Below are 26,155 nucleotides of genomic sequence, written 5' to 3'. Positions count from 1 at the left end.
GCCGTGCCGGCCTGAGGCGGGCACGATCGCGCCATGAAAGATCCCACGCTCCCCCAGTGCGTCGTCAACTGCGCCGCCTACACCCGCGACGGCAAGCGGCGCGACATCAGCCTGGACCAGATCAGCGACGTCCTTGCCGTCGATGACGACAGCTTCATCTGGGTCGGCCTGTACGAGCCGGCCGATGACATCCTCGACAAGCTGCAGGAAGAGTTCGGCCTGCACGACCTGGCCGTCGAGGATGCACGCAACGCCCACCAGCGCCCGAAGATCGAGAGCTACGGCAATTCGTTGTTCATCGTCGTGCACACCGCGCAAAGTGTGGACAGCCACATCCGCTTCGGCGAAAGCCACATGTTCGTCGGTGCGCGCTATCTGGTGACGGTGCGCCACGGCGCGTCGACCAGCTATGCCCCCGCCCGCGCCCGCTTCGAGCGCGACGCGGAAGAGATCGCCCACGGCCCGGCCGCGGCGCTGTACGTGGTGCTGGACCAGATCGTCGACAACTTCCTGCCGATCGTCCAGGAGTTCAGCCAGGACCTCAACGAACTCGAGCAGGACATCTTCGCCGACGAGTTCCGCAAGGACACCGTCAAGAAGCTCTACGAGCTCAAGCGCGAACTCACCCGCCTGCGCATGGCGGTGGCGCCGCTGCAGGACATCCTCGGCCAGCTCTCGCGCGCCCGCAGCACGATGATCGACGAGGAGAGCGCGCTGTACTTCCGCGACGTGCTCGACCACGTCGTGCGCATCAACGAGACCACCGACACGCTGCGCGAAATGCTCACCGCGGCGATGAGCGTGAACCTGTCCCTGGTCACCATCTACCAGGGCGAAGTGGTCAAGCGCCTGGCCGGCTGGGCGGCGCTGCTGGCCGCGCCCACGCTGATCGCCAGCTGGTACGGCATGAACTTCGAGGCCATGCCCGAACTGCACGGTCGCTACAGCTACGCGATCCTGATCGGCATCACGGTTCTGGTGTGCCTGGTGCTGTTCGCCTACCTGCGCCGGGCCAAGTGGCTGTAAACGCAGGGAATTACTCCTCGGTTAGACCAAAGTCTCAGGTTTCATTGCGCACTGCGCATTGACCCGGTGCCATTGCCGGCGCGACCCTTCGGTGATCCTTACGGAGGGGTGTCATGAAAGCATTGTCCTGGCTTGGCTGGGTCGCGCTCGCGATCCTTGCCGTGTTCTGCATCGGCACGATCGCCCTGCACCGTGGCGAGACCATCAGCGCGATGTGGCTGGTGGTGGCCTCGGTCTCGGTGTTCACCATCGCGTACCGCTTCTACGGCCTGTACATCGCGCGCAACGCGCTGATAGTCGATGCCACCCGCGCGACGCCGGCCTGGCGACGCAACGACGGCCTCGACTACGTGCCCACTCCGCGCAGCGTGCTGTTTGGCCACCACTTCGCCGCGATCGCCGGCGCCGGCCCGCTGGTGGGCCCGGTGCTGGCCGCGCAGATGGGTTACCTGCCCGGCACGATGTGGATCCTGTTCGGCGTGGTCCTGGCCGGTGCGGTGCAGGACATGCTGGTGCTGTTCTTCTCCACGCGCCGTGACGGCCGCTCGCTCGGCGAGATGATCCGCGCCGAGATGGGGCCGGCGGCCGGCGTGATCTCGATGGTCGGCATCCTGATGATCATGGTGATCCTGCTGGCGGTGCTGGCACTGGTCGTGGTCAAGGCGCTCGCCGACAGCCCGTGGGGCACGTTCACGGTGGCGATGACCATCCCGATCGCGATCCTGATGGGCCTGTACCTGCGCTATTTCCGCCCGGGCCGGATCATGGAAGTTTCAGTGATTGGCTTCGTACTGCTGATCCTGGCGATCTGGACCGGCGGCAAGGTCGCGGCGAGCCCGGACTGGGCGCCGATCTTCCACCTCACCGGCACCACGCTGGCGTGGCTGATGATCGCCTACGGTTTCATCGCGGCGGTGCTGCCTGTGTGGCTGTTGCTCGCCCCGCGCGACTACCTGTCGACCTTCCTCAAGATCGGCACGATCCTGGTGTTGGCACTCGCCATCCTGATCGCCATGCCGGATCTGCAGATGCCGGCACTGACCAAGTTCATCGACGGCACCGGCCCGGTGTTCAGCGGCAAGCTCTTCCCGTTCCTGTTCATCACGATTGCCTGCGGCGCGGTCTCGGGCTTCCACTCGCTGATCAGCTCCGGCACCACGCCGAAGATGATCTCCAACGAATCGCAGATCCCGCTGATTGGCTATGGCGGCATGCTGATGGAAGCCTTCGTCGCGATCATGGCGCTGATCGCCGCCTGCGTGCTGCAGCCGGGCGTCTACTTCGCGATGAATGCGCCGGCGGCGCTGATCGGCACCACCGCCGAGTCCGCAGCGGCGGCGATCTCGAGCTGGGGCTTCGTGCTCACGCCTGACATCCTCACGGCAACGGCCAAGGAAATCGGCGAGACCACCATCCTCTCGCGCACCGGCGGCGCGCCGACGCTTGCGGTCGGCATGGCGCAGATCCTGCACGGACTGGTTGGTGGCGAGGGCATGATGGCGTTCTGGTACCACTACGCGATCCTGTTCGAAGCCCTCTTCATCCTGACCACGGTCGATGCCGGCACGCGCGTGGCCCGCTTCATGATCCAGGAGCTGATCGGCCTGGCCTACGCACCGTTCAAGCAGACCGAAAGCTGGGCGGCGAACGTGGCCTGCACCGCATTGGCGGTGGCGCTGTGGGGCTACTTCCTCTACCAGGGCGTGGTCGATCCGCTGGGCGGCATCAACACCCTGTGGCCGCTGTTCGGCATCGCCAACCAGATGCTCGCCGGCCTGGCGCTGGTGTTCTGCAGCGTGGTGATGGTGAAGATGAAGCGCGAGAAGTTCCTGTGGATCCCGCTGATCCCGACCGCGTGGCTGCTGATCTGCACGCTCACCGCCGGCTGGCAGAAGCTGTTCCACCCGGACCCGAAGATCGGCTTCATCGCCAACGCCCGCAAGTTCGCCGACGCCGCCGCGCGCGGCGAGGTGCTGGCACCGGCGAAGTCGATGGACGACATGTCGCGGGTGATCTTCAACAACTACCTCGACGCCGGCCTGTGCGCACTGTTCGTGCTGGTGGTGCTGGCGACGGTCTGGTTCGGCATCAAGGCAGCGCTGGCGGCACGCCGCAGCAATGCCCCGACGGCCAAGGAGAGCGAGTATGTCGCGTTCGATGCAGTCGCTCGCTGAGGCCGGCGCCATGGTCATGGGGCTGCTCGCACGCTGGTGGCGTGCGGCAGTCCAGACCGCGCGCCTGGCCATCGGCATTCCCGACTACGACAACTATGTCGAGCACATCCAGCGCAATCATCCCGAGCGGCTGCCGATGAGCCGCGACGAGTTCTTCCACGAGCGGATGATGGCGCGCTACGGCAAGGGCCGTTCGCGCTGCTGCTGACCGGTACCAGGCCCCTCTCCCGCTGGCGGGAGAGGGGTTGGGGTGAGGGCCCTCGGGATCAGCCGGCCGATGCCGCCTGCGCCCGTACCACGTAATCCTGGTACGCCGGGATCGCGATCGCCGCGAGGATGGCCAGGCCCATCACGCCCACGATGATCACCAGCGACCAGATCGACCACTTGCGCTGCACGCTCTGGAAATGCTCGACGCTGTCCCAGCGCTTGTTGCGCCAGGCCCACTCGCGGCCCTTGATGCCGAGGATGATCGACATCACGAAGCCGACATACGGGATGAAGCAAAGCAGGCCGATCCAGGTACGGTTGCTCACGGCCCAGATCCAGTTAAGCAGGAACGCGCCCCAGCTCCACCCTGCGACGCCCGGCGGAATCGTCGCGTCCTTGCCCATTCCCGACGTGTTGTCGCCGCCCAAAGAAAGTTCGGCCAGCGTTGCGGCCGGCGCCTGATACGGATTCTGCATTTCTTCGTTTCCCCTTGGTTGAATGAGTGCGCCGACAGGCACGTTAGTTGCACCATTGCTTCTCGCACGGCTCGCCGTCGCCGTTGCCGTCCATCGTCGTGTTCGGGCAATGCTGCAGGAAGTAGGTCGCTTCCGCGCAGGAGGTCATCTGCGAACACGTGGTACGGCCATCGCACTTGAACGACGCCACCGGCGGCGTCGCGACGACATGTGCCGCCGGTTCGACCACGCGATCAACGGGCGCCGGCTTGTTGAACTCGCGGTAGCCATACATCGCAATGGCCGCGATCGCCGCTGCCGTCACCACGCCAGCCAGGCTGATGCGTCGCCGCGCAGGCGGCGCGCGATGTCGCTGCGGGCGCTTGCCGGACACGCCCGGGCGCATCACCCGGATCGCGCGCGTCTTGCCGTCCGGACCGGCCTGCGTCTCGAATGAGATGAGCTCGCCCACCGTGGGGCGCGGACCGCCCGGGGGAAACGATGAGATGTGGACGAATATCCCGTCGGAGCCTTGCGCGGGCGTGATGAAGCCAAAGCCGCGATCGTCGTTCCACTTCGACAGGGTGCCGTGTGTTCGCATTGCTTTGCTCAGGCCCCGTCAATACCAGGCAGGAAGGACAGGTCCATGTAGTACCTGCCGTTGCGCTGCGGGTCGAGGTACACCGCGACGTGGTCGCGCACGATGAAAACCGTCGGGTCGAACCACAGGTACCAGCTCTTGAACGTGTGAATCTCCTGCGTGTCCGGATCCAGCCACAACGCCTCGATCCGGTAAGGCGAGCGTCCATTGACCTGGAACACCTTGCTGACCTGCACGCCGCGAACCAGCGCATCCACGCGTCGACCGTCCTGCATGAGGCGGACCGCCAGGCTCTTTCGCCACCATCGCCACAGCATGATCGACAGGCCAATGACAGCGATCGCGATGCCTATCAGCGATTCCAATGGTCTCGCCGCGAGCAGCAGCGTCGCCGCAAGCCCACTACCGAAGAACAGAAGCGCGGTCGACGCGAACGTCGACACCGGATGGTTGGCGACGCGATCAGTCATGGTCGCGTCCCCCAAGCCGAATGGCAGGTGCAGTCGTGCACGGCATCGCGATGCCGACAACGGTCCGATTCAAGGAGCCCCCCTTCCAAAGCCCCGATCCCCGGAGGAAGACGCTACCACCTGGAATATCGGCCTACAAGCAACGCTCAATGCCGGGGTGCGTCGGAACCGCCAGGACTTATCCAATTGCTCCGTAAACACAGACCCACAGACCGAGCACGGCCAGGAAGTTGACCGTGAAGACAGCCCCCCTGAGCCGGACATTGCGGGTGAGGATCTGTACGCCGCTGTGTAGCAGCCGACCCGCCACGAAGATCCATGCCAGCGCGACGGCAGTGGTGTCTGGCTGGAACTGGAGCAGGATCAGGCAGGCCACGTGGAAGAACAGCGGCCACTCGAACTGATTGGACAGGTTGGCGCTGATGCGCGGCTCGACATGCGCCCAGGGATTGCTGCCGTCGCTCCTGCGACCGATACCCCACACAGCGGGAGCCCGGGCAACCGTAAGCAGGACGTAGAGCATGCCGGCGAGCGCGACGTGCGCAACCATCGGGAAAATCAACGCCTGTGGCATGGCCATCGCATTACTCCTGCTTGCATTCCGCGGTCACGATCGGCTCGAGGTACGCAGCCAGCGAACCATCGGCCTCCTTGTCGAGAAGCTCGTCGAAGCGGGGAACGCGAGCCGATGGGTCATTGGCGAGAAAGGACTGGTAGGCCTTCAGCATGCTGCGCATTCCGGCCAGTTGGCCTGGCTGAAGCGCGCCCTTCTGCGCAGGACTGGCAACCTGGAATGCGGCACTGCCGAAAATGAACTGCGCCAGCAGTTCCGGGCCGTTGGGTACACCGTCATCGGGCACTGGCGAAAGGACACCAGGACAGACGTAGTCCACCGCGTCCGAGGTCTTGTCCTCCCACTCCAGCATCAACGCCCGGATTGCAGGGGCCTGCTCGTGGTGTGGCTGCTCCTCCAGGAGCCTGGTGAGCCCGACGACCTGCGAGCTCTCAATGCGGGGAGCCTTCCTTCCAGCAGCAGCGGTGGTGGCAATGGGCGACAGGGCCATGGCCGCGACGAAGACCAGAACTGCAAGACGCATGGAACACTCTCCTCGGTTCACTATCGGACGACAAACGCGGTGCGCAACGGAATCTCTACGCCGCGCAGTCGATCCTTGACCGTAATTGCCACGCTCCACTCGCCGCGCGGATCGGCAGGTTCCGCCACGAACTTCAGCACTGCTGCCGAGAGGTAAACGCTCGTGGGGTCTCCCAGCAGCTTGCCCTTGAAGCAGGGCATGTCGAGGTCGCGGGTCGAGTCGGACCCGTCCGGGCGCACAACGATGAAGTCGCAGGCCACATCGGTCATGCCCTGGCCGTCAACCTTCGGGTTGGCGAGGAACGTGAGTATGAAGATCTCACCGCCAAGGCTCACCTCTTTCGCCGTGGAAAACTTCGGCACAGTCTCTGGCGGCGTGTTCCACTTTTCCTGCCAGTCCTTGTCAGGGGTGATCAGGACACTCGCGCTGAAGCCATCGCGGGACTTCGCCGTCCCGGTATCGGGCAAACGATTGCCCTGCATGTCGATCCAGCCACTCTGGGCGGTGGCAACAGGCTTCAACGTGGCTGGATCCAACCGTACCCACTTGAGCGGAATGACCTTGCCGTCCGCAAACGCCAGCATGTAGTAGGTGCGGCTGCCCGCATCGGCGCCGGCACGGGAACTGCAGAACGCAAACGCCTGGTCGTGAACGCACTCCATGGACTGGCCGTCGAGTGACGTGCCGTGCAGGAACTGTGCGACTTGCTGCGGAGGCGTATCCACCAGGGCGCAGGCGTCCTCACACGTGACGTCCTCCCAGACCCCGTCGGCATTGCGCTCTGCCAGGTGCCATCGTCCGTCCGAATGACTCAGGCGGGCGATCTTCTGCGTGATGTGGCCGTCGTTGTGCACGAGTGCAAAGACACCTTCATCGGCCTTGTCCAGAGCGAAAGCGTTGCCGGCTAACGCGAGCAACACTGCAAGCACTCCAATCCTGCTCATATGCCCCCCTCTCCGCCAGGCCACACCATGTCCACGAGATCGCCAACCTCCATTGGCTCGCTGCGCCCTTCCATGGCTTTGCTCCATTCTTGTGGATTGGGGAACCCCTGCGATGGCGCTCCTCCCCAGAGCGAAGCGTTCAGTGCAAACACCACCACGCCACCACGCGCCTCGAAGGGCGGCACACCGCGGATTGCGGCCCTGATGCGTTCGGCAATCGGGGCGGGCAGTGCGGGTTTGAAGTCCAGCCAGGCCATGGACTGCCTGCCTGGACGAACCGCCACGACCAGGTAACCGCTGGCCGGACTAGCGGGCTCGGTAGCCAGCGCACCGTCTGCAGCAGCCTGGAGTGCCTTGATGTAGTCGCTGAGGCCGACTACCGACGGGACACGCTCCTTCAGCACGGAATCTGGCTGGAGCAACATGACGCTCTCGGTCTTGTACGGCGTAGCCGCAACTGTCGGGAGCGAAGCAAGTGCGAACAACAGGAGAGCGGGAAGTCGCATGCTAGACCGCATCCCTGTTCGATTGTGGCGAGCCGGCATACCGGACGCGCGTAACCAGGTTGGTCAAGCCACGGCTTCCGAACACACACCACATGCCGATGGCAAGCTCACCAAAAGTCGCTGCGAGGCTCGCCTTCTGCGCTGGATCCAGTTCGACGGGGATGGGCGCGTTGTGGGTCTGCACGAGAAGGGCGAGCCAATAGATCGCATCCGTGAAGGCGGTCGAGAGGACCCAGAAGCCAATCACAGTCAGGCCGAGATCCAGTGCAGTTTGCGACCCGACGCCAACTGACGGCTGCGGCTCGCGCATGACTGGAAGGAGCTTCCTGGCAACCGTGAGTGGGAAGAACCACAGCAGCGCCGCGATTGCGGCAATCGGCAAGAAGATGGCCAACAGGAACAGCGCCAGGGTCCAACCGGACGAGAAGGTGCCTGAGGCCGCAACCATGGTCGTACCAAGGCGTATGGCGGTGATGAGCAGAAAGAGCGCAAACAGGCGCGATGCAACTGCAACTATGTCTTCACGACTCACGATGATTTCCCCTGTGCGATTGAAATGCTCGACATGTCACATGTCGTTGTCCGGAGCATCCATGCGTCCCCTCTCGTCCATCGGCTCCATCAGGGCAAGACGAAGTGCACAAGCGTAGCCCACCATGAATGCAACGACATACCCACAAACCGGCCATCCCAACGTGCAGGCCAGGGTGAATCCAACAACCACAAGCACGGGGCCCCAGAAGAAATTCAAACCGATCAAGCGCCCCCTAAGGTCCCTATGCGAACGATACCCGGCGAACTTGCGCCGCAGTCCGCGCTGGATACCGTAATGCTGAAGCCCCACCACCCAGAAGAACAGAAAGCCGACGCCCCAACTCATTGGCCAGCCGACAAGTATCGGTAACAGCATGCCTTCCCCTCGAATACGTTCCCGGCTGTGCCGCGGAGTGCACGCAACCTCTCTGTCATTCCTTCTTTTTCTTTCGCGCAGCGCGAGTCGCCGCAACGCCGACGAACACGACAATCAGGACAACCACGACACCAGTGGACATGTTGGCTCCTTGATGAAGCGAAATCGACTTTGATGAGGCGCCCCATTGAGACCACGAACTGTCAGGGCGCAAGCGTGCGAAGCAGGAGAACAGCGATACAGGCAAGCAACAGGCCAATCAGCACCTGGTGAATCCGGTAGTGCAGCCGGATGGCAATGTGATCCGGGTCCGACAGATCATCGGCTGGGGGCAATTTCCGGAACCGGAACAGGTTGACCACGATCCCGAGCGGGGAGCCGCCGAAGCGAACCTCCTCAAGGTCCACGCAATCCAGCCGCCGTGATGCTATGGCCTTTCGAACCTTTCGTGCCAGCAACCAATCGTTCGCTACGACGGCAACGAAGAGGACGATTGGCAGGTCGCTCAACATGGGCAAGGTCTCCCTGAAATCCCTACAGCTTTAGATCGCTCCTCCACCAGTAGGCTCACAACCGCATGCCCAGCCATATGACCGCCTCGGTAGCTCCGGACACGATGGGAGTAAGGACCTTTGGCCAGAAAGTACCAGCCCCGATGCGGCGGGCCGAGTCATCATGGTGCTGCCGCTCCTCAGCCACGATCGCGGAGATGGCCGAGGTGGCACCGGGGTCGTTGCCACGGAGTGCGGAAAGCTGGCTTTCGAGATGCCTTAGAACAACGCCCTCCACGGCCACGGTGGTGGCAGCGATGGCGTTTGCCCCAAGCAGCCCCGTCATGGCGCCAAGCACGAAGCCGCCAGCGCCGCACAGCCAATAACTCCGGCAGCGAGGTCGCCCTCGGCGTGCCAGCTCAGCACCGAACAGGGTTCTGTGGCGTGTCTCATGTGACCGGAACTCGATCAACTCGCTCACCAGTCCTGGCGCAGTGAGCCTGGCCATCATGATCTGGCCGGTGTAGATGCTGATGGCACCGTGCTCGCCTGCGTGATTGACCTTGATGATGCGGTCGCCGAGCCCGTGGTTCACAGCCATGAACCGTCAGTTGCCATTGCTGCCGTACGAGTCGAGGAACTTGCCGAGAGCCGGGAATGCTGCGCAAAGGTCAACGAGGAAAAGGCGATCAACGCCAGGAAAACCAGTAGCCTCACAATGCCCCCCATGGCACCTGACTTGTCGACCGGAAATGCTTCCGGACTCCCCGGCGCGACGCTATCACCGGGCCGGGGGACGGGACAAGCGGTCGATCCCGCGCCTTCATCGGCCCACTGCACAAGCGCGCCTAGAGTGGTTGCGGCCCGGGCGCTCCAGCCCGCGCCTTTTCCCGCATTGGAGTGATGCCATGTGGCATGACAACGACTTCACCCGACGCCTGGGCCTGCGCTATCCGATCGTGCAGGGGCCATTCGGTGGCGGGCTGTCTTCGATCGACCTGATGGTCGCCGTGTCGGAGGCCGGCGGGCTTGGCTCGTTCGGCGCGCACCATCTCGCACCGGAGAAGCTCGGCGAGCTGGCCCAGCAGATCCGTGCACGCACGCAGCAACCGTTCGCGTTGAACCTGTGGGTGTCGAACCAGGACCCCGGTGGCGACCGCCTCACGAGCGAGCAGTTCGCCGCCGCCATCGAGCGTTTCCGTCCCTACTACGACGCACTCGGCATGGCGCCGCCGCCAATGCCCAAGCGCTACGGCCAGCGCTTCGAGGACCAGGTGCAGGCCATGCTCGATGCGCGTCCGCCGGTAATGAGTTGCGTATTCGGCATCCCTTCCGCCGACATCCTGTCGGAGTGCCGTCGCCTCGGCATCGCCACGATGGGCACCATCACCACCATCGACGAGGCGATCGCGATGGACCAGGCCGGCGTCGACGTCATCGTCGCCACCGGCTTCGAGGCAGGCGGACATCGTGTGTCGTTCCTGCGCTCGGCCGAGGAGTCCTTGACCGGAACCTTGGCGTTGATTCCGCAGGTGGTCGATCGCGTGTCGACGCCGGTGATCGCCGCTGGCGGCATCGCCGACGGGCGTGGCGTCGCTGCCGCGCTGACCCTGGGTGCGCAGGGCGTGCAGATCGGCACGGCGTTCCTGGCCTGCGACGAGTCCGGCACGAACGAGTTGCACCGCAGGATGCTGTTCACCGACGACGCGAAGTACACCGCACTGACGCGCGCCTTCAGCGGGCGGCTCGCGCGCGGCATCCGCAATCGCTTCGTCGAGGAGTGGGAAGGCGTTACGCCGCTGCCCTACCCGATCCAGAACTGGTTCACCGGGACATTCAAGGCGACGGCCGCGGCGCAGGGGCGCGGCGACATGATCTCGCTGTGGGCCGGACAGGGCGCGCCGTTGTTGAAGCATCGGCGCGCACGCGAGTTGTTTGATGCACTGGTCGCGGAGGCCGGGGCGTTGTTGCGTTGACGCTTCCTGCCCTCACCCCAACCCCTCTCCCGCCAGCGGGAGAGGGGCTATCAGGCACTACTCGCCGATGTGCTGCTTCAGCCAGGCGTTGACGGTGTCATGCCACTGCACCGAGTTCTGCGGCTTGAGCACCCAGTGGTTCTCGTCCGGGAAGTACAGGAACTTCGACTCGATGCCCTTGAGCTGCAGCGTGGTGAACACACCGATGCCCTGCTCGACCGGGATGCGGTAGTCGAGCTGGCCGTGCACGACCAGCATCGGCACGCGCCAGTCCTTGACGTGGTTGACCGGGTTGAACTTCTCGTAGTTGGCGGCCTTGTCGATCGCGTTGCCGCCCTGCTCCCACTCGGTGAACCAAAGTTCCTCTGTGGCGAAGCCCATCATGCGCTGGTCGAACACACCGTCATGGGTGACCAGGCACTTCCACGGCTGGTTCCAGTTGCCGGCGATCCAGTTGACCATGAAGCCGCCGTAGCTCGCGCCCAGCGCGCAGGCCTTGTCGCCGTTGAGGAAGCCGTACTTCTGCTGCGCCGCCGCCCAGCCCTTCTGCAGGTCTTCCAGCGGGCGGTCGCCCCAATGCTGGCTGATCGCATCGGTGAAGGCCTGGCCATAACCGGTCGAACCGTGGAAGTCGATCATCACCACCGCGTAGCCCTGGCCCGCGTACGTCTGCGGGTTCCAGCGGTAGCTCCAGCCGTTGCCGAAGCTGCCCTGCGGGCCGCCGTGGATCAGGAACGCGACCGGGTACTTCTTGCCTTCGACGTAGTTCCACGGCTTGACCACATAGCCGTGCACCGTGTCGCCGTTCCAACCCTTGAAGTTGAACTGCTCGAAGTCGCCGAACGCGACGTCCTTCAGCGTTTCGCCGGTGGTGGCGGTGATCGCGCGCAGCGGCGCGGTGGCATCGGCGCTGGTGGTGTACAGCACGTCGCCGCTCTTGAGCGAGTTGCGCGTCAGCGCCAGGGTCGGGCCGGCCAGGTCGATGGCGGAAACACTGCCTTCGCCGACCAGCTTGCTGGCCTTGCCGCTGGCGATGTCGACGGCGAACAGCGGGTGCTCGCCCATGTCGGTGGCCGTCGTGTAAATGCTCTTGCCGTCTGCCGACAGCGTGATGCCGTCCGCCGAGCGGTCCCACTGCGGTGCGATCTCGCGACGCTGGCCGCTGGCCAGGTCGAGCGCGATCAGGGCGAAGCGGTCAGCCTCGAAACCCGGGCGCTTCATCGCGCGGTAGTAGAGGGTCTTGCCGTCGGCGCTGAAGGTCGCGCCGGTGTCCCAGGCGGGATTGGCGGCCGTCAGGTTCTTCGCCGCGCCGGTGCCGTCGGCACTGGCCTGGTAGAGGTCGAAGTTGGTCGAGGTCGGTTCCTTGGCGTCGGCGATGCGTGCGCTGAACACCAGGCTCTTGCCGTCCGGCGCCCAGGTGTACTCGCTGCTGTCACCGAACGGACGCGACGGCACGTCGCCGATCACTTCACCGCTGACCAGCGTCGCGGTGGTCGCCGGCTTGTCGGCCAGCGTCGTCACGAACAGGCGGTTGAGGCGGCCGTCGTTCCAGGTGTCCCAGTGGCGGATGAAGATGCGGTCGAACACCATGCCGCTGGTCTTCTCCTTGCCCTTCTCGTCCACGCGCTTGGCCGAGCAGGCGAAGTCGCCCTTGCAGTCGGCGAACACTTCGGCGTTGAAGGCGACGCGCTTGCCGTCGGGCGAGAGCTTGTAGCCGCCGACGTCGGTGGAGAACGCGGTCAACTGCTTCGGCGTGCCGCCGCTGGCCGGGATCGAGTACAGCTGCGAGCTGCCCGACTTGGCGCTGAGGAAGTACACCGTCTTGCCGTCGGCAGAGAAGCTCGGCGAGTTGACGTTCCAGCCTTCCGGCGTCAGTCGCACCGGCGGTGCGGCGTCGCGCGCGAACAGGTCCTCGATCCACAGCGACGACGCGCCCTTGTTGGCGGCGAAATCGACCACGCGCTTGGCGAACACGACGCGACGGCCGTCAGGCGACAGGGTCGGCGCCGACACGCGGTCGAGGGTGGCCATGTCGCGGACCTCGAAGCCACGCGGGGCGGCCGAGGCGGCAAGAGGGGACAGCGCGGCCGCCAACATCAGCGGCAGAAGGGCGCGGCGAAACGTCATGGCGGCTCCAAGCTGGGTACAAAGACCGTCGATGTTAGGCGTCCGTGACGGCCGCCGCAAAGGCCAAAGCGCCCGCCGCCGTTGCCGGGTTTGCCGGTTGGCGGGCGCCCCTGTTCAGTCAGGTTTGGTCAGGCCGCCGCGGCCTTGGCGCTGACGCGCTCGGCCCAGCGGTACAGGACGAACACGACCGCGACGAACGCCGCGCCGCCGATCCACACGGCCGGGCCGGCGAAATCGTCGCCCACCAGGCCCAGCGGGAAGTCCTTGCCGGAGAACGCCACGATCGCGGCAATCGCCACGCCGATCAGGCCTTCGCCGACGATCATGCCCGAGGCCAGCAGCACGCCCATCTGCTTGGTCGACTCGGGCCTGGCGCTGCGCTCGGCACGACGGTCGTACAGCCAGCCGATCACCGCGCCGACCACCACCATCAACGTCGCCGAAGTCGGCAGGTAGATGCCCAGGCCGACGGCCAGCGGCGACAGGTGCGCCGACTTGGTGGTGCGGCGCAGGAGGATGTCGATGACGATCAGGCCGGCGCCGATGTAGGCGCCGATGCGGATCAGGCTCCAGTCGATGTTGCCCAGGATCACGCCCTGCGCCAGCGCCGAAATCAGGCCAGCCTGCGGCGCGGCCAGCGCGCGGCCCGGCACCGCACCCGGCGCACCGGTGAAGCCGTAGGCCTGGTTGAGCAGGTCGAGGATCGGCGGAATGATCGCCGCGCCGGCCAGCACGCCCACGACCAACGCCCACTGCTGCTTCGACGGCGTCGCATCGACCAACTGCCCGGTCTTGAGGTCCTGCAGGTTGTTATTGGCGATGGTCGCGACGGCAAACACCACCGCGGTGACGAACAGCGCGAATGCGACCAGCCCCTTTTCATTGCCCGGCGCCAGCAGCGGCTTGATGCCGAAGACCAGCAACAGCGCCGCGCCGATCACCACCAGGATGCCGATGCCCGACAGCGGGCTGTTGGATGAGCCGATCAGGCCGGCCATGTAGCCGCACACCGCCGACACCAGGAAGCTCATCACGATCACGTACAGCAGGCCGCCGATGACCAGTTTCCACATGTGCTCACCCAGGCCGCTGCCGAGGGCGAAGTGGCCCAGCAGGAAGGCGATCGGGATGAAGCAGGCGATGGAGATCAGGCCGACCATGCCGATCGGGATGTCCTGCTCCTGGCGCGGCAGCGAACCGGCCTGGCCGGCCTTGCGAATGCGCGAAGCGGCCATCGCCGAGGACAGGCCGCTGACGACCGGCTTGACCAGCTTGGCCAAGGTCCAGATCGCGGCGACGCCAATCGTGCCGGCACCGATGAAGCGCACGTACGTCGCCCACGTCGCCTGGCCCAGGTCGGCCGCAGGACCCGCCGTGGCGGCCAGCGCCGAGTAGTGCGGCACTGCCCAGCCCCAGGCGATCAGCGCGCCCAGGCCCATCGCCACGCCGACCCACAGGCCTACCAAGTGGCCGACCGCGAGCAGCGCCATCGACAGGGTGAAATCGAAACCGGTGACGCCACCGCGATCGCCGCCGAGGCGGAAGTAGGCGCCGACGTTGGAACCGAAGATGCGGGTGGCGACGATCACGGAGAAGGCCGCCGCCGCGATCGAACCCCAGACCACCGCGAGCAGGCCGTAACGGCTTTCCTCGATCCCCGCCTTGGTGGACGTATCGCCGCCGCTGCCGACCTTCAGTACCTCGGCGCAGGCCACGCCTTCCGGGTACGGCAGGTCGGAGTTGGTCACCAGCGCGCGCCGCAGCGGGATCGAATACATCACGCCGAGGATGCCGCCCAGGGCGCAGATCGCGAACGACTCCCAGTAGGGGAAGCCCGTCCACCAGCCGATCATCACCAGGCCCGGCAGGACGAAGATGATCGACGACAGCGTGCCCGCCGACGAGGCGACGGTCTGCACGATGTTGTTTTCCTGGATCGTGGAATCCTTGAAGTTGCGCAGCAGCGCCATCGAGATCACCGCCGCCGGGATCGAGGTGGCGAAGGTCAGGCCGGCCTTGAGGCCGAAGAACACGTTGGCCGCCGTGAACAGCAGCGTGATGACGACGCCGAGGATGAGGCTGCGTACGGTCAGTTCGGTACGCGGCGCGGTGTCGGACAGGCTGGTGCTGGTCACTGGATCGGGCCCCTGCTGAAGTTCGGGCGAGTATTGCAGACCGGCCGGCGCGCCGTACATCGGGGCCGTCCCGGCGGCGGCGACGCGCGCGGGGTCATTGAAGGCCCTAGAATTCGGCGACGTCAGTCACGGATCGCCCATGTCCACCATCGCAGCCCCAGCCGTCCCCGGCGACGTCGTCATCCGCGACGCCCGCGATGAGCTCTTCGGCCACCCCAAGGGCGTCTACGTCTGTTTCTTCACCGAGATGTGGGAGCGCTTCTCCTTCTACGGCATGAAGGCGCTGCTGCTGCTGTACTTGCTGCAGCACCACAAATTCGGCGACCGCTCCGGCCTGGACGTGCTCGGCGCCTACGGCGGCCTCGTCTACTGCCTGCCCGTGGTCGGCGGCCTGCTGGCCGACCGCTACCTGGGCATGCGCAAGGCGGTGGTGTTCGGCGGCCTGCTGCTGGTGGCCGGCCATCTGGGCATGGCGGTGGAAGGTCATGCCGCGACGATCACCAATGGCGTGGTGGTGCGCGACGAAGCCTCGCTGCGTGTGTTCTACCTGTCGCTGTCGTTGATCATCCTCGGCGTGGGCTTCCTCAAGCCCAACATCTCGACGATCGTCGGCCGCCTCTACCCCGACAACGACCCGCGTCGCGACTCGGGCTTCTCTCTGTTCTATGCCGGCATCAACCTCGGCGCGCTGTTCGCCTCGCTGGTGTGCGGCTACCTCGGCCAGACGCTGGGCTGGAGCTGGGGCTTCGGCGCAGCAGGCATCGGCATGCTGCTGGGACTGGGGCAGTTCCTGTGGGGCCAGAAGTACCTGCACGGCCATGCCGAACCGCCGGACCCGGCACGCCTGCGTGAGCGTGTGTTCGGCCTGCCGCGCGAATGGGCGATCTACCTGGGGATGATGCTCGGCCTGGTGCCGGTCGCCGCGCTGATGTGGGCGGTGGCCAACGGCCGCTTCGCCCTAGGTGGCGAGGTGTCGCTGGCGCTGTTGCTGATGCTGCTGGTGATGCTGGCGGTGCTGGCGTGGTTTGCCTGGTTCGTCACTGCGCGATGCACGCCGGTGCAACGGCAGCAGATGATCTCGCTGCTGGCGATGATCTTCATGTGCCTGGTGTTCTTCACCCTGTACGAGCAGACCTACGGCTCGTGGGTCACCTTCACCGATCGCATGCTGACCAAGGACGTGACGCCCTCGCTGGTGATTCGCGAAGGCACGCCGTGGCCGTGGTCGACGATCTCGCTGCTGCTGGCGCCGCTGGCATTCATGGTCTCCGCGGCACTGTCCGATCGCCATCCCGAATCGCGCATGCCCAAGGTGCTGTTCGCCTCGGCGGTGCTGGTGATGCTGGTGTTCCTGCTGCGCGACTGCCTGGTGCTGCCGCAGACGGCCGGCTCGCTCACTTACCTGGGCGCGTTGTTCCTGGTGCTGCTGGCGCCGCTGTTCGGCCGCTTGTGGGATGTGCTCGATCGCCGCGGCATGGACCCGTCCAAGCCGGTGAAGTCGGCCTTCGGTCTGCTGTTCGCCGGGCTCAGTTTCATTCCGCTGGCACTCGCGGCGCAGCATGCCGGTGCCACCGGCGAAGTGGCCAGCGTTTGGTGGCTGGTACTGGCCTACCTGGTGCTGGAGATCGGCGAGATGTGCCTGGCGCCGGTCGGCCTGGCGGCGGTGACGCAGTTGTCGGTGAAGAGCGTGGTCAGCCTGATGATGGGCACCTGGTTCCTCGCCACTGCGTTCTCGGAAACGCTGGCCGCATTGTTCGGCAAGCTCGCCGCGATCGACATCCCCGAAGGCACCACGCTCGACTTCGCCGTCGCCGGCAGCAAGTACGCCAGCCTGTTCTGGCTGATGATGTGGATAGGCATTGGCTGGGCCGTGGTCGCGCTCATCGCATCACCGGTGCTGCGACGGATGATGCACGGCGTGAAGTGACGCCACGGCTGGCAACAGGCATGAAAAAAGAGGGGCTGCCATGGCAGCCCCTCTTTCGTTTCCGGTTACTTCGCGGCCTTCGCTTCGCCGGCGCCGGTCGTCGCTACCGCGCCGCCGAGGCTGCGCGACAGGAACGCCAGCAGGCGGGTGTAGAACTCGGTCTTGTGTTCGGGCAGGTAGAAGCCGTGGCCCTCGGTGTCGTAGTAGAGCGACTCGACAGGCACACCGGCTTTTCGCAGCGCCTGTTCCATCATCTTGCTGTGCTCGATCGGGGCGCGATCGTCTTCGCCACCGGCGGCCAGGAACACCGGCACTTTGATCCGGTCCGCCATGCGGTTGGGCGATACCGCACCCAGATCCGCCGCCTTGCCTATCCAGTCGGCCGACGAGTTACCCCACCGGTAGAGAGTGCGCTTGTCGTCAGCCACCATCTTGGGGAGGTCGTACACGCCTACGTAGCCCGCCGCGCAACGATACAGATCCGGTTCCTTCGCCACGCCCATCAGTGCGGCGTAGCCACCATAGCTGGCGCCGTACAGGCAGATGCGGTCCTTGTTGGCCACGCCCTGCGCGATTGCCCAGCGCGTGGCGTCGGTCAGGTCGTCCTGCATCGTACCGCCCCACTGCTGCGCACCTGCCTGCCTGAAAGCGCGTCCGTATCCGCCGGAACCACGGTAATTAAGCTGCAGCACGGCATATCCAGCGGAGGCCAACATCTGCGCCTCGTCATTGAAGCCCCACTCGTCCTGAATGCCAAACGGACCACCGTGCGGCATCACCACCAGTGGCAGGCCCTTGCCGCTGCTTCCACGCGGCGTGGTCAGATAGCCCTGCAGCTCGAGGCCGTCGCGCGCGGCCAGCTTGACCGGCTGCATCGGCGACATCTTGTCCGGATCGAACCACTGCCGGCGCGCAAGCACGTGCGCCGCCTTCTTGTTGACGGTGTCGAACAGATAGAAATCACCCGGATTGAGGTCGCTGGAGACCCGGATCAGCGCCAGGCTGCCATCGACCGTCTGTGAAGTGATCTCGACACTGCTGCCGGCGAATGCCGACTCCAGGCTGTGGTAAAGCTTTGCTTCCGGTGCCTTTTCGTCGATGAACGCGGTGCGCGGCTTGCCGTCCATGAAGAAGGCTCCGAGCGGAATGCGCGTGCCATTGCGATAGATGATGCGGTCCGGATCGACGTTGTCGTCGCTCAGCACCACCTTGCGCTCACGACTGGCAAGGTCGAGAGCGACGATCTGGTTGGGCCCCTTGGCCTGTTCCGCGATCAGGTAGACCACCTTGTCGTCGGCGGAGAATCCGATCGGGTATTCGAACAGGCCCCTGCTGTCCTCCGTGCCGAACAGCGTCCAGCCGTCGCCCTGAGCCGAACGGTAGTAGAGCTTGCGGACGTTGTCGGACTCGGACCCGGCTACGAAGCGGACTTCGCCACGGTTGTCGGTGAAGAAGGTGGCGGCGCGCACCGGCGAAATCGCTACGCGCGCACGCCGACCGGTGAAGACATCGATATTCTCCACCGCCGGATACGGATCGGCGTTGAAGGGCAATACCTTGACCAGCGCATTGCGGCCTTCGTTGTACGGTGCAGCGATCGGGAAAGCGTCGATGCTGTCGCTGCCCTTTTTGGGCTTGATCGTCGTGCCCAGGCCGCCATCATCGACACGGAAGCCGGCGAGCATTTCGGTCTTGCTGCCGTCGGCGTTCATTGCGACGAGCTCGCCAGTCGGCACCGGCCGTTCAAGCTCGCCGAAACGATCGGCCAGGCTGATCAGCAGGCGATCGCGGCTGATCCAGTCGAAGTCGGAAACGTGCTGGTTGCGACCGAGCTTGAACGTGGCGGTGATCTTGTTGGTGCCGCGCTCGATGACCGCCAGCGCGGTGCGGTCGGCCAAGGGCACGGTCCCCGCGAAGTAATCGCCACCGGGCGAGAGCTTCACGTCGGTGAACTCGTCCTTCTTGACGTAGGCGCCCACGTCGATTCCGCTATCGGCAGCCATGGCCGGCGCGACCGGCATCAGCGCCACCAGCGCCGCCAGCAATGCAACTCGCTTCATTTGTCCTTCCCCAAGGTCGTTGGCACGCCCCGACCAGCATGGCCCCCAAGGCGCGCGAAGGGAGCCTACCCGAACCCGGGTTCAAGGCTCCACCGGGAAGCATTATGTCGCTGCGGCAGCCAGCGTCTTTTGCAGCGCTTGGCGCCACGAAGGTGTTTCGATGCCGTACTGCTCCCGCAACCGGTTGGTATCGAGCACCGAATAGGCCGGGCGACGGGCACGCGTGGGATAGTCTGCAGTCGTGATGGCGGTCACGATCGGGCGCCGCGAAATCAATCCCGTCGACACTGCTTCATCGAAGATCGCGTCGGCGAAGCCATGCCACGTGGTCTCCCCGGCGGCGACGAGGTGGACGATGCCCGATTCCTCGAGGCCCTTGCGCAGGACGTCGGCAGTCACGTCTGCGATCAGCCAGGCCGGCGTCGGCGTGCCGCGCTGGTCGGCCACGACGCGCAGTTCCTCGCGCTCCGCACCGACGCGCAGCATTGTCCGAAGGAAGTTGGCGCCATGCAGGCCGTACACCCAGGCCGTGCGCAGGATCAGGTGGCGCACGCCGCTCGCGGCGATGGCCTGCTCGCCTGCCAGCTTGCTCTCGCCGTAGACACCGATCGGAGCAGTCGCGTCGTCTTCGCGGTACGGGCGATTGCCCTGCCCGTCGAAGACGTAATCAGTCGAGTAATGCACCAGGGCGATGCCACGCGCGGCGCATTCCACCGCCAGCCGGCCCGGTCCTTCTGAGTTCGCGAGGAAAGCGGCTTCGGCATCGTCTTCGGCACGGTCCACCGCCGTGTAGGCCGCGGCGTTGACGACTACGTCGGGCCGGACGCGGTCGAGCAACGGTGCAATCGCATCGAGGTCGGCAAGGTCGAACGGCTCGCAGGCAACGGCGTCTTCCAGCTGCCCGCTGCGCGTGGTCGCCACGACCTCGCCCAGCGGGGCGAGGCTGCGCAGCAACGCATGGCCTACCTGCCCGTTGCCGCCGACGACCAGCAACTTCATGGCACGTAGACCGGCAGGCGATCCTCGGCGATTTCGTCCAGGAAGGGTGCGCGCGCGTCCTTGGCCGACAGCGACACATCGGTGACCGGCCAGTCGATCGCCAGGCTGGCGTCGTTCCAGCGGATGCTGGCATCGGCCTGGGCGTCATAGGTGGCGGTGCACAGGTAGGTGAACACCGAGCGTTCGCTCAGCGTAACGAAGCCATGGGCGAAGCCCTCCGGGATCCAGAGGTGGCGCATGTTCGCCGCGCTGAGCAGCACGGCGGTCCAGCGACCGAAATGGGGGGAGCCGCGGCGGATGTCGACGGCCACGTCCCACACCTCTCCCTCCAGCACCGAGACGAACTTGCCCTGCGGGTTTGGCCACTGGTAGTGGAGGCCGCGCAACACGCCGCGCTTGGACGACGAGACGTTGCCCTGGAGGAAATTGGGCGTGAAGCCCTTCTCCGCGAACTTGTCCGCGTTGAATGATTCGAAGAAGTATCCCCGGTCGTCCTCGAACACCCGCGGCTCGACGATCAGACAACCCGGCAGGTCGGTTTCAACGATCTTCACGGGACATGACCACGCTTGGCCAGGCTCAGCAGGTACTGACCGTAGCCATTCTTCGACAGCGGCGCCGCCAGTTCGCTCAGTTTGTCCGCGTCGATCCAGCCGTTGTGCCAGGCAATCTCTTCGGGGCAGCACACGCGCAACCCTTGTCGCGCCTCGATCGTGCCGATGTAGTTGGACGCTTCCAGCAGCGACTGGTGGGTACCGGTATCGAGCCAGGCATAACCGCGGCCCAGCAACTCCACATGCAGCGAGTCGTCCTCGAGATACATGCGGTTGAGGTCGGTGATCTCGAGCTCGTTGCGCGCGGAAGGCTTGAGCTCGGATGCGAAATCGCAGGCGCGACCGTCGTAGAAATACATGCCGGTCACGGCGTAGTTCGACTTCGGCTCCTTCGGCTTCTCAACGAGGCCGATGACCTTGCCGGCCTGGTCGAACTCGGCCACGCCATAGCGTTCGGGGTCGCTGACCCAGTAGCCGAACACCGTGGCACCACGCTCCCGCTCATGGGCGCGCTTGAGCATCGCCGTCAGGCCGGGGCCATGGAAAATGTTGTCGCCAAGCACCAGGCAGCTGGGATGGCCCGCGACGAAATCGCGGCCGATGAGGTAGGCCTGCGCCAGCCCGTCCGGGCTGGGCTGCACCGCGTACTCGATCTGCATGCCCCACTGCGAACCATCGCCGAGGAGGCTGCGGAACAGCGCCTGCTCGTGCGGAGTGTTGATGATGAGCACTTCGCGGATACCCGCCAGCATCAGCACGCTGAGCGGATAGTAGATCATCGGCTTGTCGTACACCGGCAGCAGCTGCTTGCTGATGCCCTGCGTGATCGGGTACAGCCGCGTGCCCGATCCTCCGGCCAGGATGATGCCCTTGCGGTTCATGTCTGTTTCCTCAGGCCTGGCCGATTCGTTCGAGGCGATAGCTGCCGTCCAGCACGCGACTGACCCACGGCTGGTTCTGCAGGTACCACTCCACCGTTTGCGCCATGCCCTGCTCGAAGGTCACGGTCGGTGCCCAGCCCAGTTCCGTCTGCAGTTTGGACGCATCGATCGCGTAGCGGCGATCGTGGCCCGGGCGGTCGGCGACGAACTTGATCAGCGTCTCGCGCGCCCGGCCATCGGCCAGCGGCTTGCGCTCGTCGAGCAGCTTGCAGATCGTCTTGACGACGACGATGTTCTCGCGCTCGGCATCGCCGCCGACGTTGTAGGTTTCGCCGACGCGGCCAGCTTCCAGCACGCGGCGAATGGCCGCGCAGTGATCGGCCACGAACAACCAGTCACGCACGTTGCGCCCGTCGCCATACACCGGCAGCGCCTCGCCGGCGAGCGCCTTGGCGATGACCAGCGGAATGAGTTTTTCGGGGAACTGGTACGGACCGTAGTTGTTCGAGCAGTTGGTCGTCAGGACCGGCAGGCCGTACGTGTGGTGGAAGGCGCGGACCAGGTGGTCAGACGCGGCCTTCGATGCGGAGTACGGCGAGTTCGGCGCGAACGGAGTGAGTTCGGTGAACTTGCCGGTCTCGCCCAGCGTGCCGTAGACCTCATCGGTGGACACGTGCAGGAAGCGGAACGACGCCTTGGCGGCATCGTCCAGCGACTTCCAGTAATCGCGCGTTTTCTCGAGCAGGCTCAGCGTGCCGACGACATTCGTCTGCACGAACGCGGCCGGACCATCAATGGACCGGTCGACGTGGCTCTCGGCAGCAAAATTGATGACGGCATCGGGGCGATGCTCGCGCAGCAGGCTTTCGACCAGGCCGGCGTCGCCGATGTCGCCCTGCACGAAGACGTGATTGGAATCGCCCTGGATGGGCTGCAGCGTATCCAGGTTGCCGGCATACGTCAGGACATCCAGGTTCACGACCCGGATGCCCTGCTTCACTGCCTCAAGAACGAAATTTCCGCCAATAAAACCGGCGCCGCCGGTGACAAGCCAGGTGGGCACTACAGGAACTCCATGTCGAAAAGCAAAGAGTGCTTTGTCAGGACTGGCCCGGCTCAGAACGGAATGTCGTCGTCGGCGAAATCATCGGCGAAGTCGTTGCTCTTGGCCGCCGGGGCCTCGCGACGCGGCGCGGACTCCTGGCGTGCCGGCGCGCGTGCCGGACGTTCGCTGCGGTCGCCACCACCGCGGAACTCGCCGCGACCGGCGCCACCGCCGCCACCGCCTTCACCGCGGCCACCGAGCATCTGCATCTCGTCGGCGATGATGTCGGTGGAGTAACGCTCTACACCGTCCTGGCCGGTGTACTTGTCGTACCGGATCGAGCCCTCGACATAGACCTGGCTGCCCTTGCGCAGGTACTCGCCGGCGATCTCGCCGAGCTTCCCGAAGAAGGTCACCCGGTGCCACTCGGTGCGCTCCTGGGTGTTGCCCTCACGGTCCTTGCGCACGCTGGTGGTGGCCAGGCGGGCCTTGGTCACGGCCATGCCGCCCTGGGTGTACTTGGTTTCCGGATCGTCACCGAGATTGCCGACCAGGATCACCTTGTTTATGCCGCGTGCCATGGGTATGCCTGCCCTCTCGTATGGTTGTCAATCAATAAGTTGCGCCGGCTGCCGCCGCCCCGAGGGGCCAGGCGCTGCCGGATCGAAGGCCATCATAGCAGTCCGCCCAGATCGCCCGGACCGCCGGACGGTGGAGCACGCAAGCCCCGGCGCGGCCGGGGAAGACCGCGGTCAGTGCTCCGACACCCCACCGCAACGGATGCGGGTATGGGTGTGCTGCAGGAATCCGAGCAGCATGCCCTCCCGGCACTCCATCAGCGGTCGGCCGCTGCGCTTGGAGTACTTGAAGCAGGCATGGCTGAAAAGGTCGGCCAGCAGGATGCCGAAATCCTCGGCCTCGCCTTCGACATCGGCACGCAGGTTCATCGCAAGGCGGCCGTTGGCCACCCACAGGCGGAGGATTTCGAACGCGGCGGGGTCCGCTTCGACGCCCGGCGGCGTGGGCAGCGCTTCGGCACCGGTGGGCTTTGCCGTTGCGGTGATTTTCCTGCCATCGTCCATGACTGCCTCACCCGTCGAATAGATTGCCGCCACCTCCGTCACACCCCTCGAAGGGTGTCAGGCCCCGTCCTGGGACCGCCCCTCGACCGGACCACCTGGCGCTGGAGGTCGCGGGAAATCAGGCTGAGCACGCCGTCCATGGCGTCCTCCGCCAGGTGGCGGGTATTGCTGCCCTGCACGTTCGCCGCCAGGTACTGGACGGTCGCCTGCGCCATCAACCGGAACAGGGCATCGCTGGCCTCGCCGTCGCGACTGGCCACTTCGCGCAAACTGTCGGCAACCAGATCCACGAACCTGCGCCCTGGCCAGGCCGGCAACACGACCGGCGGGGCTCGTCCCGCAGCCTGCAGCCGCAGGCCGGGCGGATGCAGGCCGGCATCGCTGTCGCAATGGAGTTCTTGCATCTGGAAACCTCGACGGGTCTGGCCAGCGGGCGGCCAGGGAGGGGGCAGCTTGGCCATGCCGTCGAAGGCCCAACATCAGAATCGTCTGAATATCCGCGCGCACTGCCGGTCGGCATCGTGAGCGAGCCTTCACCGACCCGGCGCACCGGCAAAGGCGCACCCGTGGCCACGGACTTCCGGAGCTGCCGCTTATAATCCCAGCCCCAACCGACACGGTCCCGCCATGCAATCCAGCCCCACGCTCCTGGCCGTCCCCGACCTGGTCGCCATCCAGGCCCTGGCCCGAGAGGACATGGCGGCCGTCGATGCGCTGATCCGGCGCCGGCTCGCCTCGGACGTGGTCCTGATCAACCAGGTCGCCGAATACATCGTCGGCGCCGGCGGCAAGCGCCTGCGCCCGATTTTGCTGCTGCTCGCCACCGGCGCGCTGGGCGGCCGCAAGGGACAGGGCATCGGTGCCGACGCCCACCAGCTGGCGGCCGTGGTTGAATTCATCCATACCGCGACCTTGCTGCACGACGACGTGGTCGACGAGTCGGACCTGCGCCGCGGCCGTCGCACCGCCAATGCCGTGTGGGGCAATGCCGCCAGCGTCCTGGTTGGCGACTTCCTGTATTCGCGCAGCTTCCAGCTGATGGTCGAGCTCGAGCGCATGCCGGTCATGCAAATACTCGCCGACACCACCAACCGCATCGCCGAAGGCGAAGTGCTGCAGCTGCTGCACGTGCGCAACCCGGACACCGACGAAGCCGCCTACCTGCGCGTGATCGAGCGCAAGACCGCGGTGCTGTTCGCTGCGGCGACCCGGCTGGGCGCCCTGCTCTGCGACGCCGACGAGGCGACCTGCGATGCGTTGCACGACTACGGCCTCAACCTGGGCTATGCCTTCCAGATTGCCGACGACGTGCTCGACTACGCGTCCGATGCGCAGACGCTGGGCAAGAACCTCGGCGACGACCTGGCCGAGGGCAAGGCGACGCTGCCGCTGATCCACGCCATCGCCCACAGCGACGACGCCACCCGCGCACTGCTGCGCGCCGCCATCGAGCAGGGCGATACCGGTGCGTTGCCGCAGGTGCTGTCGGCGATCCACGCCACCGGCGGCTTGGACTACAGCCGTCGCCGCGCGAGCGAATATGCACTGGCCGCCGAGCGTGCGCTCGACGGCCTGGACGACAACGACTACACGGCCGCGCTGCGCGGCCTGGCCCGGTACGCGGTCAGCCGGGATCACTGACCGCGCGGCAGCGTCATTTCTTCGCGGCGAAGCGCTCGCGGAAGAAGTCGAACATCATTTCGTAGGCGCGCTTGGCCGCGCGCTCGTTGTAGGCGCAGCCAGGCGGGTTGTTCGCCTCCGGCTCGGCGAAGCAGTGCACCGCGCCGCTGAAGTTGACGAACTGCCAGTCGGCGCCGGCCGCATCCATCTCCTTCTCGAAGGCGGCGATGTCCTCGTCGGTGACGCTGCGGTCGTCGGCACCGTTGAGCACCAGCACCGGCGTGCGTGCGCCATCGTCCTTGGTCGGCTCGGTTGTTGCCAGGGCGCCGTGCAGGCTGACCACGCCGGCGAGTTCATCGCCGCCACGCACCAGTTCCAGCGCGGTCGTTCCGCCGAAGCAGAAGCCGAGCGCGCCGATCCGGGTTGCGTCGACCGGCACCTTTCCAGCCTGCTCCTTCAGCACGGCGACCGACTTCTCGGCCCGCGCGCGCAGCGTTGCGCGATCCGCACGCAACGGCACGGCGACCTTGCCCGCTTCCTCGTCGGTGGTCGGCCGGACCTTGCTGCCGTAGACGTCGGCCACCAGCACGACGTAGTCGTCGCCGGCGATCTGCCTGGCCTTTTCGATCGCGGCGGGATTGATGCCCTTCCAGTTCGGCACCATCACCAGGCCCGGACGCTTGATGGCGTTGGTGCCGTCGTAGACCAGCACGCCGGTGAAGGTGTCCTTGCCGATCGTCCAGTCGACCGGCTTCTCGACCATGGCCGCCATCGCGGGCGGCGCGCACAGCGACAGGATCGCAGCGAGCATCAGGCGTTGCATCGGTACCTTCCCCTTGCGTTGGACGTGAACGATCAGTGGAGA

At 65.6% G+C, this 26,155-nt stretch carries 28 protein-coding genes; 6 read left to right on the top strand and 22 right to left on the bottom strand.

Annotation, left to right across the window (positions count from 1 at the left end):
* Positions 1–33: 33 nt before the first annotated feature.
* The 3 genes from corA to ACFOPO_RS16035 all read left to right on the top strand — a co-directional run bounded on the left by corA (position 34) and on the right by ACFOPO_RS16035 (position 3,408).
* The gene (corA, locus tag ACFOPO_RS16045; protein WP_386704499.1) at positions 34–1,026 is read left to right on the top strand and encodes a magnesium/cobalt transporter CorA; all 993 of its coding nucleotides are present in this window, start codon (positions 34–36) and stop codon (positions 1,024–1,026) included.
* Between the two features lie 113 nt (positions 1,027–1,139).
* Positions 1,140–3,200: a carbon starvation CstA family protein gene (locus tag ACFOPO_RS16040; RefSeq protein WP_386704498.1), complete on the top strand. Its 2,061-nt coding sequence runs from the start codon at positions 1,140–1,142 to the stop codon at positions 3,198–3,200.
* 10 nt (positions 3,201–3,210) lie between these two features.
* A complete protein-coding gene (locus tag ACFOPO_RS16035) occupies positions 3,211–3,408 on the top strand; it encodes a YbdD/YjiX family protein (RefSeq protein ID WP_386704745.1) in 198 nt (65 codons plus the stop codon).
* A 58-nt stretch (positions 3,409–3,466) separates the two neighbouring features.
* On the opposite strand, the gene ACFOPO_RS16030 is transcribed toward ACFOPO_RS16035, so the two are convergent.
* The 11 genes from ACFOPO_RS16030 to ACFOPO_RS15980 all read right to left on the bottom strand — a co-directional run bounded on the left by ACFOPO_RS16030 (position 3,467) and on the right by ACFOPO_RS15980 (position 9,485).
* Positions 3,467–3,886: a hypothetical protein gene (locus ACFOPO_RS16030; RefSeq protein ID WP_386704497.1), complete on the bottom strand. Its 420-nt coding sequence runs from the start codon at positions 3,884–3,886 to the stop codon at positions 3,467–3,469.
* A gap of 43 nt (positions 3,887–3,929) precedes the next feature.
* On the bottom strand, positions 3,930–4,466 hold the full coding sequence (locus ACFOPO_RS16025) for a cold shock domain-containing protein (RefSeq protein WP_386704495.1): 537 nt from the start codon (positions 4,464–4,466) through the stop codon (positions 3,930–3,932).
* Positions 4,467–4,474: 8 nt separating this feature from the next.
* Complete coding sequence (locus ACFOPO_RS16020; protein WP_386704494.1) at positions 4,475–4,936, bottom strand: hypothetical protein; 462 nt, start codon at positions 4,934–4,936, stop codon at positions 4,475–4,477.
* Between the two features lie 178 nt (positions 4,937–5,114).
* A complete protein-coding gene (locus ACFOPO_RS16015; RefSeq protein ID WP_386704492.1) occupies positions 5,115–5,516 on the bottom strand; it encodes an MAPEG family protein in 402 nt (133 codons plus the stop codon).
* A 4-nt stretch (positions 5,517–5,520) separates the two neighbouring features.
* Positions 5,521–6,033, bottom strand: a complete 513-nt coding sequence (locus tag ACFOPO_RS16010; RefSeq protein ID WP_386704490.1) for a hypothetical protein — start codon at positions 6,031–6,033, stop codon at positions 5,521–5,523.
* A 20-nt stretch (positions 6,034–6,053) separates the two neighbouring features.
* Positions 6,054–6,977, bottom strand: coding sequence for a hypothetical protein (locus ACFOPO_RS16005; RefSeq protein WP_386704489.1), 924 nt, complete (start codon positions 6,975–6,977; stop codon positions 6,054–6,056).
* Positions 6,974–7,402: a hypothetical protein gene (locus ACFOPO_RS16000; protein ID WP_386704487.1), complete on the bottom strand. Its 429-nt coding sequence runs from the start codon at positions 7,400–7,402 to the stop codon at positions 6,974–6,976. Before ACFOPO_RS16000 ends, ACFOPO_RS16005 begins: the two co-directional genes overlap by 4 nt.
* An 82-nt stretch (positions 7,403–7,484) precedes the next feature.
* The gene (locus ACFOPO_RS15995) at positions 7,485–8,015 is read right to left on the bottom strand and encodes a hypothetical protein (RefSeq protein ID WP_386704486.1); all 531 of its coding nucleotides are present in this window, start codon (positions 8,013–8,015) and stop codon (positions 7,485–7,487) included.
* A gap of 36 nt (positions 8,016–8,051) precedes the next feature.
* Positions 8,052–8,393: a hypothetical protein gene (locus ACFOPO_RS15990; protein ID WP_386704484.1), complete on the bottom strand. Its 342-nt coding sequence runs from the start codon at positions 8,391–8,393 to the stop codon at positions 8,052–8,054.
* Between the two features lie 203 nt (positions 8,394–8,596).
* Positions 8,597–8,905, bottom strand: a complete 309-nt coding sequence (locus ACFOPO_RS15985; protein ID WP_386704483.1) for a hypothetical protein — start codon at positions 8,903–8,905, stop codon at positions 8,597–8,599.
* Positions 8,906–8,960: 55 nt separating this feature from the next.
* Entirely contained in the window at positions 8,961–9,485 is a 525-nt protein-coding gene (locus ACFOPO_RS15980) for a demethoxyubiquinone hydroxylase family protein (RefSeq protein WP_386704482.1), read from the bottom strand.
* Between the two features lie 307 nt (positions 9,486–9,792).
* On the opposite strand from ACFOPO_RS15980, the gene ACFOPO_RS15975 reads away from it, so the two are divergent.
* Positions 9,793–10,860: an NAD(P)H-dependent flavin oxidoreductase gene (locus tag ACFOPO_RS15975; RefSeq protein WP_386704481.1), complete on the top strand. Its 1,068-nt coding sequence runs from the start codon at positions 9,793–9,795 to the stop codon at positions 10,858–10,860.
* A gap of 57 nt (positions 10,861–10,917) precedes the next feature.
* Here the strand turns inward: ACFOPO_RS15975 and ACFOPO_RS15970 are convergent, their stop codons facing one another.
* Both ACFOPO_RS15970 and ACFOPO_RS15965 read right to left on the bottom strand, forming a co-directional pair.
* The gene (locus ACFOPO_RS15970; RefSeq protein ID WP_386704480.1) at positions 10,918–12,987 is read right to left on the bottom strand and encodes a prolyl oligopeptidase family serine peptidase; all 2,070 of its coding nucleotides are present in this window, start codon (positions 12,985–12,987) and stop codon (positions 10,918–10,920) included.
* A gap of 128 nt (positions 12,988–13,115) precedes the next feature.
* The gene (locus ACFOPO_RS15965) at positions 13,116–15,122 is read right to left on the bottom strand and encodes an OPT family oligopeptide transporter (RefSeq protein ID WP_386704479.1); all 2,007 of its coding nucleotides are present in this window, start codon (positions 15,120–15,122) and stop codon (positions 13,116–13,118) included.
* Positions 15,123–15,261: 139 nt separating this feature from the next.
* Between ACFOPO_RS15965 and ACFOPO_RS15960 the strand changes: the two genes are divergently transcribed.
* Positions 15,262–17,049: a peptide MFS transporter gene (locus ACFOPO_RS15960; RefSeq protein WP_386704477.1), complete on the top strand. Its 1,788-nt coding sequence runs from the start codon at positions 15,262–15,264 to the stop codon at positions 17,047–17,049.
* Between the two features lie 65 nt (positions 17,050–17,114).
* On the opposite strand, the gene ACFOPO_RS15955 is transcribed toward ACFOPO_RS15960, so the two are convergent.
* The 8 genes from ACFOPO_RS15955 to ACFOPO_RS15920 all read right to left on the bottom strand — a co-directional run bounded on the left by ACFOPO_RS15955 (position 17,115) and on the right by ACFOPO_RS15920 (position 24,074).
* Positions 17,115–19,109, bottom strand: a complete 1,995-nt coding sequence (locus ACFOPO_RS15955; RefSeq protein WP_386704475.1) for an alpha/beta hydrolase family protein — start codon at positions 19,107–19,109, stop codon at positions 17,115–17,117.
* Positions 19,110–19,211: 102 nt separating this feature from the next.
* Positions 19,212–20,108, bottom strand: coding sequence for a dTDP-4-dehydrorhamnose reductase (rfbD, locus tag ACFOPO_RS15950; RefSeq protein ID WP_386704473.1), 897 nt, complete (start codon positions 20,106–20,108; stop codon positions 19,212–19,214).
* On the bottom strand, positions 20,105–20,662 hold the full coding sequence (gene rfbC / locus ACFOPO_RS15945) for a dTDP-4-dehydrorhamnose 3,5-epimerase (protein ID WP_386704472.1): 558 nt from the start codon (positions 20,660–20,662) through the stop codon (positions 20,105–20,107). The genes rfbD and rfbC overlap by 4 nt, the downstream gene beginning before the upstream one ends.
* The gene (gene rfbA / locus ACFOPO_RS15940; RefSeq protein WP_386704471.1) at positions 20,659–21,543 is read right to left on the bottom strand and encodes a glucose-1-phosphate thymidylyltransferase RfbA; all 885 of its coding nucleotides are present in this window, start codon (positions 21,541–21,543) and stop codon (positions 20,659–20,661) included. The genes rfbC and rfbA overlap by 4 nt, the downstream gene beginning before the upstream one ends.
* A gap of 10 nt (positions 21,544–21,553) precedes the next feature.
* Positions 21,554–22,606, bottom strand: a complete 1,053-nt coding sequence (gene rfbB, locus ACFOPO_RS15935; protein WP_386704470.1) for a dTDP-glucose 4,6-dehydratase — start codon at positions 22,604–22,606, stop codon at positions 21,554–21,556.
* A 53-nt stretch (positions 22,607–22,659) separates the two neighbouring features.
* Positions 22,660–23,169: a single-stranded DNA-binding protein gene (gene ssb, locus ACFOPO_RS15930; protein WP_386704468.1), complete on the bottom strand. Its 510-nt coding sequence runs from the start codon at positions 23,167–23,169 to the stop codon at positions 22,660–22,662.
* 171 nt (positions 23,170–23,340) lie between these two features.
* Positions 23,341–23,670, bottom strand: a complete 330-nt coding sequence (locus ACFOPO_RS15925) for a DUF5076 domain-containing protein (RefSeq protein WP_386704467.1) — start codon at positions 23,668–23,670, stop codon at positions 23,341–23,343.
* Between the two features lie 38 nt (positions 23,671–23,708).
* Positions 23,709–24,074 carry a hypothetical protein gene (locus ACFOPO_RS15920; RefSeq protein WP_386704466.1) on the bottom strand — a complete coding sequence of 122 codons (366 nt, stop codon included), beginning with the start codon at positions 24,072–24,074 and terminating at the stop codon, positions 23,709–23,711.
* A gap of 223 nt (positions 24,075–24,297) precedes the next feature.
* On the opposite strand from ACFOPO_RS15920, the gene ACFOPO_RS15915 reads away from it, so the two are divergent.
* Positions 24,298–25,311: a polyprenyl synthetase family protein gene (locus ACFOPO_RS15915; protein ID WP_386704465.1), complete on the top strand. Its 1,014-nt coding sequence runs from the start codon at positions 24,298–24,300 to the stop codon at positions 25,309–25,311.
* A 13-nt stretch (positions 25,312–25,324) separates the two neighbouring features.
* Here the strand turns inward: ACFOPO_RS15915 and ACFOPO_RS15910 are convergent, their stop codons facing one another.
* Positions 25,325–26,113, bottom strand: a complete 789-nt coding sequence (locus tag ACFOPO_RS15910) for a dienelactone hydrolase family protein (RefSeq protein WP_386704463.1) — start codon at positions 26,111–26,113, stop codon at positions 25,325–25,327.
* Positions 26,114–26,155: the final 42 nt, after the last annotated feature.

It is taken from the genome of Lysobacter sp. GCM10012299 (assembly GCF_042649405.1).
Classification (GTDB): domain Bacteria; phylum Pseudomonadota; class Gammaproteobacteria; order Xanthomonadales; family Xanthomonadaceae; genus Lysobacter_J.
The sequence above is the reverse complement of the archived record's forward strand: the minus strand, read 5'-3'. Positions and strand labels throughout refer to the sequence as shown.